Consider the following 17,402-nt stretch of genomic DNA (forward strand, 5'->3'; position numbering starts at 1 on the left):
CAGACAGGCCATGAACGCCCGACGGGCGACGTTGATCCGGTTGCCGCTGGCGGCCGCCATCTGTCTCGCCATGGCGGCGCCCGCCATGGCGCAGGACACCGGACAGTCCACGCCGCCCGACACCACGTCGTCAACAAAGAAAGCCACCACGCTCAGCGTGGTCACAGTGACCGCGCAGAAACGCACGGAGAACCTGCAGAAGGTGCCGATCAGCATGGACGTGCTGGCCACCGACCAGCTCGAAGCGCTGCACGTGAAGAGCTTCGACGACTACGTGAAATACCTGCCCAGCGTGACGTTCCAGCAGGGCGGCGGCGGCATCGCCACCGGCCCCGGCTTCGTCTCGATCTACATGCGCGGCGTGACCAGCGGCGGCAACACCAACCACTCCGGTTCGCAGCCGAGCGTGGGCGTGTACCTCGACGACCAGCCGGTGACGACGATCCAGGGCCCGCTCGACATCCACATGTACGACATCGCCCGCATCGAAGTGCTGGCCGGCCCGCAGGGCACGTTGTACGGCGCCAGCGCCGAGGCCGGCGCCCTGCGCATCATCACCAACAAGCCCGACCCCAGCGGTTACGCGGCCAGCTACAGCCTGGGCGTGGACACGCTCGCCCACGGCGGCATCGGCTACACGGGCGAGGGCATGCTCAACCTGCCGATCAACTCGACCGCCGCGATCCGCCTGGTCGGCTGGCGCGAGCACGACGCCGGCTACATCGACAACAAGGCCGGCTCGCGCACCTTCCCCACCTCGGGCATCACCATCAGCAACGCGCCGGGCTGCACGGCGAGTGGAACCTCGCCCTCGTCGGCGTCCCAGTGCGTCGGCCATGCAAAAGACAACTACAACGACGCCAACATCACCGGCGCGCGCGCCGCGCTGAAGGTCGACCTCGACGACAACTGGTCGATCACGCCGATGCTGATGGGGCAGCAAACCATCTCGCACGGCAACTTCGCCAGCGACCCGGCGGTGGGCGATCTGGCCGTCACGCACTTCTACCCCGAGCGCGTCAACGACCGCTGGTGGCAGGGCGCGCTGACCGTGCAGGGCAAGATCGGCAACTTCGACCTGACCTATGCCTACGCCCACCTCAAGCGTAACCAGGAGGAGCAGACCGACTACAGCGACTACGGCTTCTGGTACGACGCGCTGTACGGTTCCGGCGCGTATTTCTATGACAACAGCGGCGCGCTGATCAATCCGTCGCAACACATCAGCGATCGCGACGGCTACACCAACAGCAGCCACGAGCTGCGCCTGGTCTCGCCGGCGGACGATCGCCTGCGCCTGGTCGCCGGCGCGTTCTGGCAGAAGCAGAAGCACGACATCATGCAGAACTACCAGGTCGACGGCCTGGCCGACTCACTCTCCGTCACCGGCTGGAACGACACCATCTGGCTGACCCGGCAGATGCGCTACGACCGCGACGAGGCGCTGTTCGGCGAATTGTCCTGGGATTTCATCCCCGACGTGCTCACCGGCACCTTCGGCGAACGCTACTACCGCACCAGCAACCAGCTGTACGGCTACTTCGGCTACGGCGCGGGCTTCTCCTCCAGCCAGGGCGAGGCCGCCTGCGTGTCGCCCGAACCGTTCATGGGCGCGCCGTGCCTGGACTTCAACAAGAAGGTGAAGGAGAGCGGCAACCTCACCAAGTTCAACCTGACCTGGAACATCAGCGACACCAAGATGATCTACGCCACCCGCTCCGAGGGCTTCCGCCCCGGCGGCGTCAATCGGCGCGGCACCTTGCTGCCGTACCACGCCGACTTCCTGATCAACCAGGAGCTGGGCTGGAAGACCTCATGGCTGAACAACCGGGTGTCCTTCAACGGCGCGGTGTTCCGCGAAACCTGGAACGATTTCCAGTTCCCGATCCTCGGCGCGAACGGCCTCACCGAAATCAAGAACGCCAACTCCGCCCGCATCGAAGGCCTCGAATCGCAACTGAACTGGCAGGCCACCTACAACCTGCAACTGACCGCCGGCTGGGCGCTGTATCGCGCGCGGCTGACCGCCAACTACTGCGGCTTCACCGACGCGAGCGGGCGCCCGATCACCGACTGCCCGCCCGGCTCGCTCAATCCGCAGGACGGCAGCGTGGTGTCCGGGCCGCTGGCGCCCAGGGGTACCCAGCTGCCGATCACGCCGAAGTTCAAGGGCAACCTGATCGCGCACTACAGCTTCAACATCGGTGACAGCGACGCGTTCGTGCAGGCGGCACTGGTCCACGTCGGCAAGCGCACCACCGACCTGCGCCTGAGCGAGCGCGCGCTGCTCGGCGACCTGCCCGCCTACACCACGCTGGACCTGTCCGCCGGCGTGCAGAAAGGCAGCTGGTCGGCCGACGTCTACATCAACAACGCGTTCGACAAGCGCTCGGCGCAATACAAGTACACCGAGTGCGGCGTCGACGTCTGCGGCGCGCACGGCGTGGTGGCGCCATACCCGAACGGTCAGGTCTACACCGGCTACAGCCTGCCGCGCACCATCGGCATCCGCTTCAAGCAGGAGTTCTAGCTGCCAGACGGCGAAGGCCCCGGCGTGAACCGGGGCCTTCGCAGGGGACGGCACATCCCGAGCCGGGTTGAAAGCTCCGAACTACTCCACCGTGACCGACTTGGCCAGGTTGCGCGGCTGGTCGACGTCGGTGCCGCGCAGCACGGCGACGTGATAGGCCAGCAGTTGCAGCGGCACGGTAAACACCGCCGGTGCGATGAAGCTGCCGCCGGATTCCACGCGCAGCATCGTGCCGTGGGCGGCCATGTCGTCCATGCCGGCGGCACCGTCGGCGAACACGATCAGGCGACCGCCGCGGGCACGCACTTCCTGCAGGTTGGACTTCAGCTTGTCCAGCAGCGGGCCGTTCGGCGCCACGGCCACGATCGGCATGTGCTCGTCGACCAGGGCCAGCGGCCCGTGCTTGAGCTCGCCCGCGGGATAGGCTTCGGCGTGGATGTAGGAGATTTCCTTGAGCTTCAGCGCGCCTTCCAGCGCGACCGGATATTGCGCGCCGCGACCCAGGAACAGGGCGTGCTGGCGGTGGATGAATTCGGCCGACAGCTCGATGATCGCCGGCTCCAGTTGCAGCGCGTCCTCGATCGCCCGGGGCAGGTGCTGCAACTCGGCGCACAGCGCGGCATAGCGATCCTTGGCCAGGCCATTGCGACGCGCCAGTTCCAGCGCCAGCAGGGCCAGCCCGGCCAACTGGGTGGTGAACGCCTTGGTCGAGGCCACGCCGATCTCGGGGCCGGCGCGGGTCATCAGTTTCAGGTCGGCTTCGCGCACCAGCGAGGATTCGGGCGAATTGCAGATGACCAGGGTGCCCAGATAACCGCGACGGCGTGATTCGCGCATCGCGGCCAGCGTGTCGGCGGTTTCGCCGGACTGCGAGATGGCGACAAACAGCGTGCCGTCCGGCACCACCGCCTCGCGATAGCGGAATTCGCTGGCCACTTCCACGCTGACTGGCAGGCGCGCGAATTCCTCGATCCAGTACTTGGCCACGAGGCCGGCGTGATAGCTGGTGCCGCAGGCGATGATGTGCACGCCGCGCGTGGCTTGCAGCAGCGCGTCGCTGTCGATCCCGAAGATGTTCGGCAGCACGCCATGCGGGCCGATGCGCGCCTCCAGCGTGTCGGCCACCGCGCGCGGCTGCTCGAAGATTTCCTTCTGCATGTAGTGGCGGTATTCGCCGCGCTCGACCGCGTCCCTGGACAGCTCGCTCTCGTGCATGTCCCGCTGCACCGGCGTACCGTCCAGGCCGAACACCTGCACGCCGTCGCGGGTGATCTCGACCACGTCATCCTCGTCGAGGTAGAGCATCCTGTTGGTGACCTGGATCAGCGCCTGCGCGTCGGAGCCCAGGAAGTTCTCGCCGATGCCGAGGCCGACCAGCAGCGGCGCGCCGCGGCGCGCGCCGACCACGCGATCGGGCTCGTCACTGCTGAGCACGGCGATGGCATAGGCACCTTCCAGTTCGCGCACCGTGGCCAGCACCGCCTCGCGCAGGCTCACGCCCGCCGTGTAGCGCCGGTCGATCAGCGCCGCCATCACTTCGGTGTCCGTTTCCGAGGTGAATACGTGGCCCTCCGCCTGCAACTCGGCGCGCAGGCCGGCGTAGTTCTCGATGATGCCGTTGTGCACGATGGAGATGCGCCCGGCCATGTGCGGATGCGCGTTCGCCTCGCTGGGCACGCCGTGGGTGGCCCAGCGCGTATGCGCGATGCCGGTGCCGCCGGGCAGCGGATCGGCCAGGTACAGCGCCTCCATTTCGCGCACCTTGCCCTTGGCACGCGCCCGGCGGATCTCGCCACGATCGATCACGGCCACGCCGGACGAGTCGTAACCCCGGTATTCGAGCGCCTTCAGGCCGGCGATCAGCAGTGGCGCGACATCACGCTGGGCAACGGCAGCAACAATTCCACACATCGTTCGGATTTCCTTGGAGAAGCAGGGCCTCCGGCCCTGCATGGACGGGCGATTATGCCCGTTCATTCATGACTGTTCGCTGCCCGAACCGGGTGCTTCCGGCGATGGCCGCGAGTTTCATTCAGCCTGTTCAGTTCACCTTGCGACGCAGCCAGTTCAGCAGGTCGATGCGGGTGATCAGGCCGAGGAAGTCGTCGCCGTCGACCACGATGGCCACGTGGCCGCGCTCGAACACCGGCAACAGCGACTCGACCGGCGAGCGCACGTCGAGCTTCTGCAGGCTGGTGATCATGGCGCTCGACACCGAGTCGCGGAAACGCGACTCGTCGGCGTGCACGTGCATCAGCACGTCCGATTCGTCGACGATGCCCACCAGCTTGCGGCCGTCCATCACCGGCAGCTGCGACACGTCGTACAGCTTCATGCGGTTGTAGGCGGTGATCAGCAATTCGTTGGGGCCGACCACCACGGTGTCGCGCTGGGCGAACGGGCGCAGCAGCAGGTCGCGCAGGTCGCCGTGCTGCTCACGCTCGATGAAGCCGTTGTCGAGCATCCAGTAGTCGTTGTACAGCTTGGACAGATACTTGTTGCCGGTGTCACAGACCAGGGTCACCACGCGCTTCGACGTGGTCTGCTCGCGGCAGTAGCGCAGCGCCGCGGCCAGCAGGGTGCCGGTGGACGAGCCGCCCAGGATGCCCTCCTTCGCCAGCAGCTCGCGGGCGGTGAGGAAGCTCTCCTTGTCCGGGATCGCGTAGGCCTTCTTCACCCGGGTGAAGTCGCTGATGCCCGGCAGGAAATCCTCGCCGATGCCTTCGACCATCCAGCTGGCCGACTTGGTCGAGAGCGTGCCCTCGTTGATGTATTCGGCAAGGATGGAACCGACCGGATCGGCCAGCACCAGTTCGGTCTGCGGCGAGTGCTCGGCGAAGAATTTCGACAGGCCGCTCAGCGTGCCGGACGAACCGCAGCCGAGCACGATCGCGTCGACCTGGCCGTCCATCTGCTCGAGGATTTCGGGCCCGGTGGTGGCGATGTGCGCGGCCGGGTTGTCGGGGTTGCCGAACTGGTTGATGAAGTACGCGCCGGGCGTCTCGCGGGCGATCCGCTCGGCCATGTCCTGGTAATACTCGGGATGGCCCTTGGCCACGTCGGAACGGGTCAGCACCACTTCGGCGCCCATCGCCTTCAAGTTGAAGATCTTCTCGCGGCTCATCTTGTCCGGCACCACCAGGATCAGGCGGTAACCCTTGGCCTGCGCCACCAGGGCCAGGCCAAGGCCGGTGTTGCCGGCAGTGCCTTCGACCAGGATGTCGCCCGGGCGGATGCGGCCGTCCTTCTCGGCACCCTCGATCATCGACAGGCCGATGCGGTCCTTGATCGAACCGCCGGGGTTGGCGCTCTCCAGCTTGAGAAACAGTTCGCACAGGCCGGTGTCCAGGCGCTGGGTGCGGACCATCGGCGTGTGGCCGATCAATTCAAGAACGCTCTGGTGGACCGTCATGGGGGCTCCGTGATGTGGCTGCGACGCGATGAGGACCGTCGCGACAAGAGGGCCATGATACCCGAGCGCTCGAAGCGGACAGCGCAAACGCGGCGGCCCCGGCACCCTTTCCGTCTGGCGGAAAGGGCCCGGGGCCGCGTTCGCGAACAGCCGAGGTCAGTGGACGAGATGCGCCCGATCTGCCCACATGCGTTCGAGTCGGGACTTGGCCAGCAATTTTTCCTTCTTCATGCTGGCCAGGGTCATGTCGTCGATGGGCAGCACGCCGATGTCGGCGTCGTGCACCTTGCTGTCGAGTTCCCTGTGATGCTGGTAGAGCCGCCGGAATTCCGCATCAGCCTTCATCAATGCCTCGACATCATCACGCTGCTGGTTTTCAAACATGGTCCGACCTCCTCGCGAGTTGACGTGCGGACGCAACAGGCCGTCCGCAGACGGTGAACCGGGGCGCGCACCCTCGATCCGCGCCGGAACACCGGATGCGGAGGAAGCTTTCGAAGCGAGGAATGCGTGCATGGTTCGGTCAGTGACCCACGGGACCGGGATGCCCCGTGGGACTTTGACCCTACTCCCCCACCGGAGGGGGTGCAAGCGTTTCGAGGGCACTTTCGGGGGGCGTGGAAAGTTCCGTAAAAAACTGTCAAAACAGCCTTTTACATCCGCTCAACGACTTTCTTCCGCGACCGTAACGGGGCCGGAAACGACCCGGTCAGCGATGCTGGCCGGACGGCTTGGCATCGGTCCCGGAGGGCTTGTCCGCGCCTTCCATCTGCGAGCGCATCGCCTTGGCGGCCTGCGCCGCCAACTCGGCCTGCCGCTTGGCGGCGCGTGCCACCTTGCTCTGGGCCGCGGCCAGCTTCTTTGCCCGATCCGCTTCCGCCCGGGCCTGGTCGGCCGCCTGCGAATACTCCAGGCCCTGCGCCTGCAGCCGGGCCGCCTCCTCCTGCGCCAGCTGGTATTGCAGGCGCTGGCGCTCCAGCTCGCGCCGGGCCAGCTCCGCATCGCGACGGCTGTTGTCCAGCAGGATCTGGTCGTGTTCGCGATCGAGCTGGGTCAGCTTGACCTGGGCGTCCTGCACCTGCGCGGCGGTCTTGGCCAGGTCGACGCGACGCTCGGCCAGATACAGCGCATGCGGCCGCTCACGCGAGCCGGCCTGGGCCAGCCGGTTGATGGCGTCGCGGGCACGGGCCTGTTCGGCCTGGGCGTAGGCGCCCAGGCCGGGATCGCTGGCGAGCTGGTTGAGGCTGCCGGTCAGGCGGTTGATGTCGATGTCGTCCTGGCGGGCATGGGCCGAACCCAGCGTGCCCAAACCCAGCGCGATGGTGGCAAGGATGATGGCGGAACGCTTCATGGCTGACCTCCCGCGGGGTCCACCGCAGGCTGTTGTGCGTTGTCCGGCACGGTCTGGAAACCGTCACCGGCCGGCGTGGACAGCGCCGAGGACGGCGGAGCCGGCATGTCTTCGGTGGGCTGGGCGTTGCTGGCCGGTGGCGCCGGCGCAGGCGCCTGCGCCGCGGCGGCCGCAGCCTCGCCCTGGGCCCGCAGACGGCTGTTTTCCTGCATCTTGCTCTGGATCTGGGCGCGCGCTGCGCCCAGGCGGGCTTTGGCCTGGGCCAGTTCCGCGTCGGCGCGGGATTCCTCGGCCAGACTCGCCGCGTCGGCGTACTTGCGTTCGGCCATCGCCGACTGCGCCAGCTGGAACTTGTCCTGGGCAAAACCGAGGTCCACCGGCGCATAATCGGCCGCGCCGGCGTCGCGAGCCATCTGCAGCTGGGTCTGGGCCATGTTCATCGAGTCATTGGGCGGCGGCACCGAGGCGCAGCCAGCCACGAACAGGGCCAGGACCAGGGCGATCAGGACGGTGCGGCCGGGCCGGAAATGTCCGGCCGGCAGGGAAAAGATGTGCATCACATTCCTCATGGTGTGTCGCAGCGTATTGTGGGCGGGCATAATCCATCATTGCAACGCGCATTTCGCAAACTAGGGGTTTTTCGTGGACATCGGTTACTTCCTGAAGCTTATGGTAGACAAGGGCGCGTCGGACATGTTCCTGTCCACGGGCGCCCCGGTGAATATCAAGGTCGAGGGCAAACTGTATCCGCTGGGCAATACCGGCCTTCCCAGCGGCATGGTCAAGAAGATCGCCTACTCGCTGATGGACGAAGGCCAGGTGCCCCAGTTCGAGCGCGACCTTGAATTGAACATGGCGCTGGCGGTGAAGGAAGCCGGCCGCTTCCGCATCAACGTGTTCAAGCAGCGCGGCGAAGTGGGCATGGTGATCCGCGCGATCAAGAGCGAGATCCCCAGCATCGAGCAGCTGCAGCTGCCGAAGATCTTCCGCGACCTGATCATGGAGCCGCGCGGCCTGATCCTGGTGGTCGGCGCCACCGGCTCGGGCAAGTCGACCACGCTGGCGGCGATGCTCGACCACCGCAACACGAATTCCTCCGGCCACATCCTCACCATCGAGGATCCGATCGAATACCTGCACCGGCACAAGAAGTCGATCGTCAACCAGCGCGAGGTGGGCCTGGACACCCATACCTATCACGAGGCCCTGAAGAACGCGATGCGCGAGGCGCCGGACGTGATCATGATCGGCGAGATCCGCGACACCGACACCATGGAGGCGGCGATCGCCTTCTCCGAGACCGGCCACCTGTGCCTGGCCACGCTGCACTCGAACAACGCCGACCAGACGCTGGAACGCATCCTCAACTTCTTCCCCGAATCGGCGCACAAGAACGTGCTGATGAACCTGGCGCTGAACCTGCGCGCGGTGATCAGCCAGCGTCTGGTGATCGGCAAGGACGGCCGGCGCATTCCCGCCGCCGAGGTACTGCTGAACACCCCGCTGATCCGCGACATGATCCGCCGTGGCCAGACCCACGAGATCAAGGAGGCGATGGACCGCAGCCTGCAGGAAGGCATGCAGACCTTTGACCAGTCACTGTACCGCCTGTACAAGGAAGGCCGCGTGGACCTGGACGAAGCGCTCAACAAGTCCGACTCGCGCGACGGCCTGGCCCTGAAGATCCGCCTGGCCGAAGGCGGCACCAGCGACGAGGAACTGGCCGGCAACGACCCGTACGGGATGGGCTTCTAGAAAAGCGGCCCATGGCCGCCGCAAAGCCCCTTCTCCCCGCCGGGGAGACAAATCGGCAGGATTGCCGATTTGCACGGCGACAGCCGCCCGAAGGGTGAGGGCCAAGGATGGCCCGAATGCAGGTGGCCCGAAGGGCCGGATGAGGGGTCACGGTTGCGACAGACCCCCACCCCCGACAGAGCGATCGCGCACAAGGTGCGCTCCTGCACGTTCTCAAGGCGCGTCCGGCTGAGCCTCCGGCGCAGCCCGCTGGAAGGCTTCCAGCTCGTTGCAGGCGCGGTGGATGCGCGCGATGGTGGGGTAGTCGTCCATCGGCAGTTTCCAGCGCAGCGCGTTGTACACCTGCGGAATCAGGCAGGCGTCGGCCATGCTCGGCGTCTCGCCGTGGCAATAGCGGCCCGTCGCGGCGCTGTCGGACAGCTGCTCCTCGATCGCCTTGAAACCCACGGCCATCCAGTGCCGCGACCAGGTCGCGCGCTGTTCCTCGCTGGCGCCAAATTCGGCTTCCAGCTGTTGCAGGACACGCAGGTTGCCCAGCGGATGGATGTCGCAGGTGACCGCCATCGCCAGCGCCCTGACCTGGGCGCGACCACGGGCGTCCACCGGCAGCAGGGCCGTTTCCAGTTCCGGGTGCATCTCGTCCAGGTATTCCATGATCGCCAGTGACTGGGTGATCACCCGATCGCCATCGAGCAGGCACGGCACCATTTCCTGCGGGTTGAGTGCCTTGTAGGCCGGCGCATGCTGCTGACCGCCGTCCTGTACCAGATGCACCGGCCGGGTTTCGTACTCCAACCCCTTGAGGTTCAGCGCGATGCGCACGCGATAGGCAGCGCTGGAGCGCCAGTAGCTGTAAAGCACCAGACCGGTGGCCATGAGCAGTCCCCCTCTGCACGATGATGGCAAGCAGGCGACAGTGTGGCCCGGGCCGGTCCGGGCCGCAACGCCCCGTCGAACGGCAGCCGGTTTGCATCGACACGACCGGGGCCGGACAATAGTCGGCTGCCGCCCGTTCGCGGTGAATCCCGACCACCACTGGAGTCCTGCCGTGTCCGTCACCCGCATGAGCGACCTCGATTTGCGCGACCAGCGCGTGCTGATCCGCGAAGACCTGAACGTGCCGTTCGACGACCACGGCCAGATCACCTCGACCCAGCGCCTCGATGCCGCCCTGCCGACCATCCGGGCCGCCCGCGACGCCGGTGCCCGGGTCATGGTGATGTCGCACCTGGGCCGCCCCAAGGAAGGCCAGTTCGACGCCGAATCCTCACTGGCGCCGGTGGCACTCTGGCTCGGCGGCAAGCTGGATCAGCCGGTGCGGCTGGTTTCCGACTATCTGGCTGACGGCGTCGAGGTCGGCCCGGGCGAAGTCGTGCTGCTGGAAAACTGCCGCATGAATGTCGGCGAGGGCAAGGACGATGAGGCGCTGGCAAAGAAATATGCGGCGCTGTGCGACATCTTCGTGATGGACGCCTTCGGCACCGCGCACCGCGCCCAGGCCTCGACCCACGGCGTGATCAGGCACGCCCCGGTCGCCGCCGCCGGCCCGCTGCTGTGCGCCGAGCTCGACGCGCTGGGCAAGGCGCTGGAACATCCGGCCCACCCGCTGCTGGCGATCGTGGCCGGTTCGAAGGTGTCGACCAAGCTGACCCTGCTGGACAACCTGATCGGCAAGGTCGACCAGCTGATCGTGGGCGGCGGCATCGCCAATACCTTCATCGCGGCGATGGGCCACTCGGTCGGCAACTCGCTGGTGGAGATGGACCTGCTCGACGCGGCGAAGAAGGTGCTGGCCGACGCAAAGCGACGTGGCGCCGAAGTGCCGATGCCGGTCGACGTGGTGGTGGCACCGACCTTCTCCGCCCAGGCGCCGGCCACGGTGAAACCGGTCGACCAGGTCGGGCCGGACGAAATGATCCTCGACATCGGCCCGCAAACCGCGGAGATCTATGCCGCGCTGATCGCCAGGGCCGGCACCGTGGTGTGGAACGGTCCGGTCGGCGTGTTCGAGTTCGACGCGTTCGGCAAGGGCACCGAGACCCTGGCGCGCGCGATCGCCGCGTCGAATGCATTCTCGATCGCGGGCGGCGGCGACACCCTGGCGGCCGTCGACAAGTACGGCATCGCCGACCAGGTTTCCTACATCTCCACCGGCGGCGGCGCCTTCCTCGAATTCCTCGAAGGCAAGGAACTGCCCGCAGTCACCGCACTGAAGGCGCGGGCCGCGAAGTAATGCTCTGCCTGTTCGACCTCGACGGCACCCTGATCGATTCCGAGCACGGCATCACCGCTTGCGTGAAACACGCGCTGGCCCGGCTCGACGTGCCGGCGCCCGCGCACGAGGAACTGCGTCGCTGGATCGGCCCGCCGCTGCGGCACAGCTTTGCGCCCTTGCTGGATCACGATCCCGAGCGGATCGAGGCGGCAGTGGATTACTACCACGAGCGTTTCAACACGCTGGGCTGGCAGGAACACGAGATCTATCCGGGCATCGAGGCGCTGATCGAACGGCTGCTCGGCGCCGGCCACCGACTCGCCGTGGTCACCAGCAAGCCGCACCGCCATGCCGCGCCGATCATCGCCCACCTGCCCTTCGGCGACGCCTTCCTGCGCCTGTACGGCCCGCATCCGGACAGCCCGAACAGCGAGAAGGCCTCGATGATCGCCGAGGCGCTGGCGGACTTCGACAGCGACCCGGCAGACGCCGTGATGATCGGCGACCGCCACTTCGACATCGACGGCGCAGTGGCCAACCGCGTGCGCGGTTTCGGCGTGCTGTGGGGCTTCGGCAATCGCGAGGAACTGGAGCAGGCCGGGGCCAGCGCGATCGCGGCGACACCGGACGAACTGGCGGACTTGCTGCTCGCCTGAGTTTGCCAGCGCGTAAAAAAAGCCGCGGCATGCCGCGGCTTTTTTGTGGATGAAGAAACCCGCGCTCAGCGCACGACGCGCTTCACCGCATCGATCACGTGCGCCACGGTGAAGCCGAAGTGCTCGAACAGCTGCGGTGCCGGTGCGGAGGCGCCGAACGTGGTCATGCCGATGACTTCGCCGTCGAGGCCCACGTACTTGCACCAGAAGTCGGCCGTCGCCGCTTCCACCGCCACGCGGGCGCGGCACCAACCGGGCAGCACGCCTTCGCGGTATTCCAGCGGCTGCGCGTCGAACACTTCGGTGCAAGGCATCGACACCACACGCACGGCCACGCCCTGCTGGGCCAGCGCGCGCGCGGCTTCCATCGCCAGCTCCACTTCCGAGCCGGTGGCGATCAGGATGGCCTGGAACTTGGTGTCCAGCGGATCGGACAGCACGTAGCCGCCGCGCATGATGTCGGCGACCTGCTGCTCGCTGCGCTGCTGATGCTTGAGGTTCTGCCGCGAGAAGATCAGGCAAGACGGCGCGCCCTTGCGCTCGATCGCCGCCTTCCACGACGCAGCCGATTCCACCGCGTCGCACGGACGCCACAGCTGGTTGTTCGGGATGTAGCGCAGGCTGGCCATGTGCTCGACCGGCTGGTGGGTCGGACCGTCTTCGCCCAGGCCGATCGAGTCGTGCGTGTAGACGTGGATGGCGTGCGCCGGAATCAGCGCGCTCATGCGCACTGCATTGCGGGCATAGTCGGAGAACACCAGGAAGGTCGCGTCGTACGGGATGAAGCCGCCGTGCAGCGCCACGCCGTTGGCGATCGCGGTCATGCCGAACTCGCGTACGCCGTAGTAGACGTAGTTGCCCTTGCCGCCCGCGCTGTCGCCGGTGGCGGCGTCGAGGCTGCCCTTCCACTTGGTGAGGTTGGAGCCGGCCAGGTCGGCCGAGCCGCCGATCAGTTCGGGCAGCAGCGGGCCGAACGCGTCCAGCGTCATCTGCGAGGCCTTGCGCGAGGCCACTTCCGGGCCTTCGGCCTGCAACTTCGCGATATACGCCTGCGACTTTTCCGCCCAGTCGGCGGGCAGCTCGCCGGCGAGGCGGCGCTTGAACTCGGCGGCCAGCTCCGGATGCGCGGCGGCGTACTTCGCGAACGCGTCGTTCCAGGCCTGCTCGGCTTCATTACCTGACTTTTTGTGATCCCAGCCGGCGTAGATCTCGGCCGGGATTTCGAACGGAGCGTACTTCCAGCCCAGCTGTTCGCGGGCGGCGGCGATCTCGTCCTTGCCCAGCGGGGCGCCGTGGCTTTCTTCCTTGCCCTGCTTGTGCGGCGCGCCGAAACCGATGATGGTCTTGGCGCAGATCAGGGTGGGCTTGTCGTGCTGCGCCGTAGCGGCAGCAATCGCCTTCCTGATCGCCTCGGCGTCGTGCCCGTCGATGCCGCGGATCACGTTCCAGCCATAGGCCTCAAAGCGCGCCGGCGTGTCGTCGGTGAACCAGCCGTGCACTTCGCCGTCGATGGAGATGCCGTTGTCGTCGTAGATCGCGACCAGCTTGCCCAGCTGCCAGGTGCCGGCCAGCGAGGCCACTTCGTGCGAGATGCCTTCCATCAGGCAGCCGTCGCCGAGGAAGACGTAGGTGTGGTGATCGACTACTTCGTGGCCGTCACGGTTGAAATGCGCCGCCAGCACCTTCTCCGCCAGCGCGAAGCCGACGGCGTTGGCCAGGCCCTGGCCCAGCGGGCCGGTGGTGGTTTCCACTCCCGGCGTTTCACTGGCTTCCGGGTGGCCGGCGGTCTTCGAATGCAGCTGGCGGAAGCGCTTCAGCTGATCCATCGGCAGGTCGAAGCCGGTCAGGTGCAGCAGCGCGTACTGCAGCATCGAGCCGTGGCCGTTGGACAGCACGAAGCGATCGCGGTTGAACCACTTGGGGTTGGCCGGATTGAACTTCAGGAAATCGTTCCACAGCACCTCGGCGAGATCGGCCATGCCCATCGGCATGCCCGGATGGCCGGACTTGGCCGCTTCCACGGCATCCATGGCAAGGGCTCGCACGGCGTTGGCGAGTTCGCGGCGGGTGGTCATCGGGCAGTCTCCGGCGGGTGCAAAACGTCTATTGTCGCCGATCGACCGTGCGCTGTCGTCTGCGGCTTTTCGATTAATCACCGCTTAACCCCGACACCCCACGGTTCGGCGAGCTTCAGTCTCGACCCACTATCAATGTGCCCGCAGCGCCATCCCCGAGCGCTGCCCGACCCGTGCGTTCCGCTGAATGCGCCGTGGTCCGGATCAAAGAAGAGGACTCCCCATGAACAAGCATCTATTCGCACTCGCCATCGCCACCACCGGACTGTGCACGGTTCCGGCCTTTGCCCAGGACACCCAGTCCACGGCCAGCACGACTGAAGCCGCCACGAGCGGCAACTTCCAGCCCGGCCAGCCGATCGGCAGCGGCAACTGGTTCCTCAACGGCAGTGTCGGCCAGGCGCACATGCGCGTCGGCCCCTACAACGACCACCCGACGACCTACGCCATCAACGGCGGCTACCGCTGGAAGGTCGGCCCGGATGTCGGCCTCGGCGTGGAGGTCGGCTACAACGACCTGGGCAATTTCAAGCTGAAGAATGCCTTCAACAGCGACGACGTCAACCTGACCGACCGCCGCAACGCGCTGCGCGGCTGGACCGCCGGTGTCAACGGCAAGATCAACGTGTGGCAGGGGCTGTATGTCAGCGGCCGGGCCGGTGTGTATGGCTGGAAGGGCCACGGCTACGCCAACCAGGACATCAACCGGCATGACCTCGACCAGGTCGACTGGTATGCCGGCGTGGGCACGGGCTACGACTTCAGCCCGCATTTCAGCCTGGGCCTGTCGTACGACTACTACCGCGCCAACAAGGATCGGGTCGGCCTGACCTCGGACACGGCTTCGCTGACGGCCGAGTACCGTTTCTGATCCGTCCGAGCCGTTTTCGTTAACGCCGGCTTAATACTGAACCAATCGGTATTGAATCTTTTACGACCCGACCCATCTAAGTCTCCGTGTCGCCGACCACCTTGGACAGCGCACCACCAGCAGCGGCCACTCCCCCATCGGGCCGACTGCCATGACAACAAACTGGAGAAGCTCCATGAAAATGAACAAGACTCTGATTGCCCTCGCCCTGGCCACCGCTGGCGTGTTCGCCGGCCCCGCCGTGTTGGCGCAGAGCGCGCCCACGCACAATGACGGCTGGTTCATCAACGGCAACGTCGGCCAGACCTCGATCAACCATGGTGCGTATGACGACAACGACACCGGCTATGGCATCAACGGTGGCTACCGCTGGGCGGTGAGCCCGTCGGTCGCGCTGGGCGCCGAGGTCGGTTACAACGATCTGGGCAACATCCACGCCAAGAACATCTTCAACAGCCAGCCGGTAGTCGAGGATGGCAAGTCGCAGCTGCACGGCTGGACGGCCGGCGTGAACGGCCACTTCAACGTCACCCCGAACTGGTACGTCAGCGCCCGCGGCGGCATCTACGGCTGGAAGGGCCACGGCCTCAGCAACGACGCCAACCCGGTCCGCAAGGGCCTGGACGACACCAGCTGGTACGCGGGTGCCGGCGTGGGTTACGACTTCAGCAACAACGTCAGTGTCGGCCTGAACTACGACTACTACGACGCGAAGAAGGACCGCGTGGACCTCAGCACCGACATGGTCTCGGTCAGCGCCGAATATCGCTTCTGATCGGTTGTCGGCTCAACGTAAAAAAGAACGGGCGCCGCGAGGCGCCCGTTCTTTTTTCAGCGTACAACTTCCCGCGATCACCGACGATCGCGGGAATTCAACCTCAGCCCTTCCACTGACCCAGCGCCGCCAGGCCGTTGTCGCGGGCGCGGGCGTGCACGGTCTTCTGGGCATCGGCGTAGTTCGCCTTCATGTCCTTCGACCACAGCTTCAGCGCCGCCTGCTGCATGGCGCGACCGTAGGAGAACGACAGCGGCCACGGATGCGGGCCGATCTGGTTCATCGCGTTCAGATGGGCGGTGGACTGCTCGTCGGTCTGGCCGCCGGAAAGGAACACGATGCCCGGCAGCGAGGCCGGCACGGTGGACTTCAGCACGCGCACGGTGGCCTCGGCCACTTCCTCGACGTCGACCTGCTCGTCCGAGTCCTTGCCCGGGATGACCATGCTGATCTTCAGGATGGTGCCTTCCAGCATCACGTTCTGCTCGTACAGCGCGTTGAACAGGCTGCGCAGCACGGCCTCATGCACTTCGTAGCTGACTTCGATGCTGTGGTCGCCGTCCATGATCACTTCGGGCTCGACCATCGGCACCAGGCCCGCTTCCTGGCACAACGCCGCATAGCGTGCCAGCACGTGGCAGTTCGCCTCGATCGCGGTGGAGCTGGGGTTCTCTTCGGTGATGTTGATCACCGCGCGCCACTTGGCGAACTGCGCGCCGAGCCTGGCGTATTCCTGCAGGCGTTCACGCAGGCCGTCGAGGCCTTCGGTGACGACATCGCCGGGGAAGCCGGCCAGCGGCTGCGGGCCCTTGTCGACCTTGATGCCGGGGATGATGCCCAGCTTCTTCATGACCTGGGTGAACGGCACGCCGTCCTTGGTCGACTGGCGGATCGTCTCGTCGTACAGGATCGCGCCGGAGATGTGCTCGTTCAGGCCCGGCGTGGTCAGCAGCAGCTCACGGTAGGCGCGGCGGTTTTCCTCGGTGTTCTCGATGCCGACGGCCTCGAAACGCTTCTTGATGGTGTTGGTCGACTCGTCGATGGCGATGATGCCCTTGCCGGGCGCGACCATCGCCAGGGCGATGCTTTCGAGATCTTCAATACTCATGACGACTCCGTGGTGCGGCCGGCTTCACGCCCGCACATGGTTGAAGCCGCCTCGAAGACGAAGCGGCATGGTTCAAAACGGCAATTATAGGCCAGATTCACCGGCGGGCGCGCCGGGCCGCCCCGCGGCGGCCCGCGACCGCCTCAGGGCGTGTAGCCAGGGAGCTTGCAGGCATCCATCAGCTGTTGGCGCTGGGCCGGGTCCTTGGGCGCGTTGAACGGCACGACGTAATAGGTGGCCACCGGCTCACCGATGCGGTTGCTCAGCGACGGACCGTAGCGGAAGTTGGAAACCGCGCTGCGCGCCACCGGCCCCAGGTCGCTCTTGGGCACCACCTTGGCCACCTGCACGTTCATCGGCACGCCGTCCGAACCGACCGTATACGTCACCGCCGCACAACCGGGCTTGTCCAGGTTCAGTCCCGTATTGGGCACATCCATCTGCACCTGGGTGTTGAGCAGGATCCAGTAGCGATAGAGGTCCTGCTGGTCGATCTTGCGCGCCTGGCCCTGGGCGAATACCGGGGCGACGACGCCAAGCGCCAATGCAAGCAACAGTCCTTGGCGCAATGGGCGGAAAATGGTCTTCATGGCGTTTCTCCAGCACGGGTGGGCAGTTCAAGTTTAGTCGACCGCTTGTTCAGCGACAGTCAGC

The 17,402-nt window shown here is 66.2% G+C and carries 15 protein-coding genes; 6 read left to right on the forward strand and 9 right to left on the reverse strand.

The window, feature by feature from the left end:
• Positions 1-10 precede the first annotated feature (10 nt).
• Complete coding sequence (locus I6J77_RS14895; RefSeq protein ID WP_204109613.1) at positions 11-2,530, forward strand: TonB-dependent receptor; 2,520 nt, start codon at positions 11-13, stop codon at positions 2,528-2,530.
• A gap of 81 nt (positions 2,531-2,611) precedes the next feature.
• On the opposite strand, the gene glmS is transcribed toward I6J77_RS14895, so the two are convergent.
• From glmS to I6J77_RS14920, 5 genes are all read right to left on the reverse strand, one after another.
• A complete protein-coding gene (glmS, locus tag I6J77_RS14900) occupies positions 2,612-4,441 on the reverse strand; it encodes a glutamine--fructose-6-phosphate transaminase (isomerizing) (RefSeq protein WP_204109614.1) in 1,830 nt (609 codons plus the stop codon).
• A gap of 130 nt (positions 4,442-4,571) precedes the next feature.
• Positions 4,572-5,942, reverse strand: a complete 1,371-nt coding sequence (locus I6J77_RS14905) for a pyridoxal-phosphate dependent enzyme (protein WP_056766717.1) — start codon at positions 5,940-5,942, stop codon at positions 4,572-4,574.
• Positions 5,943-6,098: 156 nt separating this feature from the next.
• Positions 6,099-6,326, reverse strand: a complete 228-nt coding sequence (locus tag I6J77_RS14910) for a YdcH family protein (RefSeq protein ID WP_056717360.1) — start codon at positions 6,324-6,326, stop codon at positions 6,099-6,101.
• A gap of 325 nt (positions 6,327-6,651) precedes the next feature.
• On the reverse strand, positions 6,652-7,293 hold the full coding sequence (locus tag I6J77_RS14915; RefSeq protein WP_204109615.1) for a hypothetical protein: 642 nt from the start codon (positions 7,291-7,293) through the stop codon (positions 6,652-6,654).
• Positions 7,290-7,850 carry a DUF4398 domain-containing protein gene (locus tag I6J77_RS14920; RefSeq protein WP_204109616.1) on the reverse strand — a complete coding sequence of 187 codons (561 nt, stop codon included), beginning with the start codon at positions 7,848-7,850 and terminating at the stop codon, positions 7,290-7,292. Before I6J77_RS14920 ends, I6J77_RS14915 begins: the two co-directional genes overlap by 4 nt.
• An 85-nt stretch (positions 7,851-7,935) precedes the next feature.
• Here I6J77_RS14920 and I6J77_RS14925 point away from each other — a divergent pair, with 85 nt between their 5' ends.
• Positions 7,936-9,048: a PilT/PilU family type 4a pilus ATPase gene (locus I6J77_RS14925; protein ID WP_007807540.1), complete on the forward strand. Its 1,113-nt coding sequence runs from the start codon at positions 7,936-7,938 to the stop codon at positions 9,046-9,048.
• A 213-nt stretch (positions 9,049-9,261) separates the two neighbouring features.
• Here the strand turns inward: I6J77_RS14925 and maiA are convergent, their stop codons facing one another.
• Entirely contained in the window at positions 9,262-9,924 is a 663-nt protein-coding gene (maiA, locus tag I6J77_RS14930; RefSeq protein WP_204109617.1) for a maleylacetoacetate isomerase, read from the reverse strand.
• 172 nt (positions 9,925-10,096) lie between these two features.
• Between maiA and I6J77_RS14935 the strand changes: the two genes are divergently transcribed.
• Positions 10,097-11,281 (forward strand): phosphoglycerate kinase, encoded by a 1,185-nt coding sequence (locus I6J77_RS14935; protein ID WP_204109618.1) that lies wholly within the window; start codon positions 10,097-10,099, stop codon positions 11,279-11,281.
• Positions 11,281-11,919 (forward strand): HAD hydrolase-like protein, encoded by a 639-nt coding sequence (locus tag I6J77_RS14940; protein ID WP_204109619.1) that lies wholly within the window; start codon positions 11,281-11,283, stop codon positions 11,917-11,919. Before I6J77_RS14935 ends, I6J77_RS14940 begins: the two co-directional genes overlap by 1 nt.
• Positions 11,920-11,984: 65 nt before the next feature.
• On the opposite strand, the gene tkt is transcribed toward I6J77_RS14940, so the two are convergent.
• A complete protein-coding gene (gene tkt, locus I6J77_RS14945; protein ID WP_204109620.1) occupies positions 11,985-13,994 on the reverse strand; it encodes a transketolase in 2,010 nt (669 codons plus the stop codon).
• Positions 13,995-14,217: 223 nt separating this feature from the next.
• Here tkt and I6J77_RS14950 point away from each other — a divergent pair, with 223 nt between their 5' ends.
• Positions 14,218-14,865 carry an outer membrane protein gene (locus I6J77_RS14950; RefSeq protein WP_204109621.1) on the forward strand — a complete coding sequence of 216 codons (648 nt, stop codon included), beginning with the start codon at positions 14,218-14,220 and terminating at the stop codon, positions 14,863-14,865.
• 175 nt (positions 14,866-15,040) lie between these two features.
• Positions 15,041-15,640 (forward strand): porin family protein, encoded by a 600-nt coding sequence (locus I6J77_RS14955; protein WP_204109622.1) that lies wholly within the window; start codon positions 15,041-15,043, stop codon positions 15,638-15,640.
• A gap of 103 nt (positions 15,641-15,743) precedes the next feature.
• On the opposite strand, the gene I6J77_RS14960 is transcribed toward I6J77_RS14955, so the two are convergent.
• Entirely contained in the window at positions 15,744-16,748 is a 1,005-nt protein-coding gene (locus tag I6J77_RS14960) for a class I fructose-bisphosphate aldolase (RefSeq protein ID WP_204109623.1), read from the reverse strand.
• 143 nt (positions 16,749-16,891) lie between these two features.
• Positions 16,892-17,338 carry an energy transducer TonB gene (locus tag I6J77_RS14965; RefSeq protein ID WP_204109624.1) on the reverse strand — a complete coding sequence of 149 codons (447 nt, stop codon included), beginning with the start codon at positions 17,336-17,338 and terminating at the stop codon, positions 16,892-16,894.
• Positions 17,339-17,402 lie beyond the last annotated feature (64 nt).

It is taken from the genome of Rhodanobacter sp. FDAARGOS 1247, from assembly GCF_016889805.1.
Classification (GTDB): Bacteria; Pseudomonadota; Gammaproteobacteria; order Xanthomonadales; family Rhodanobacteraceae; genus Rhodanobacter.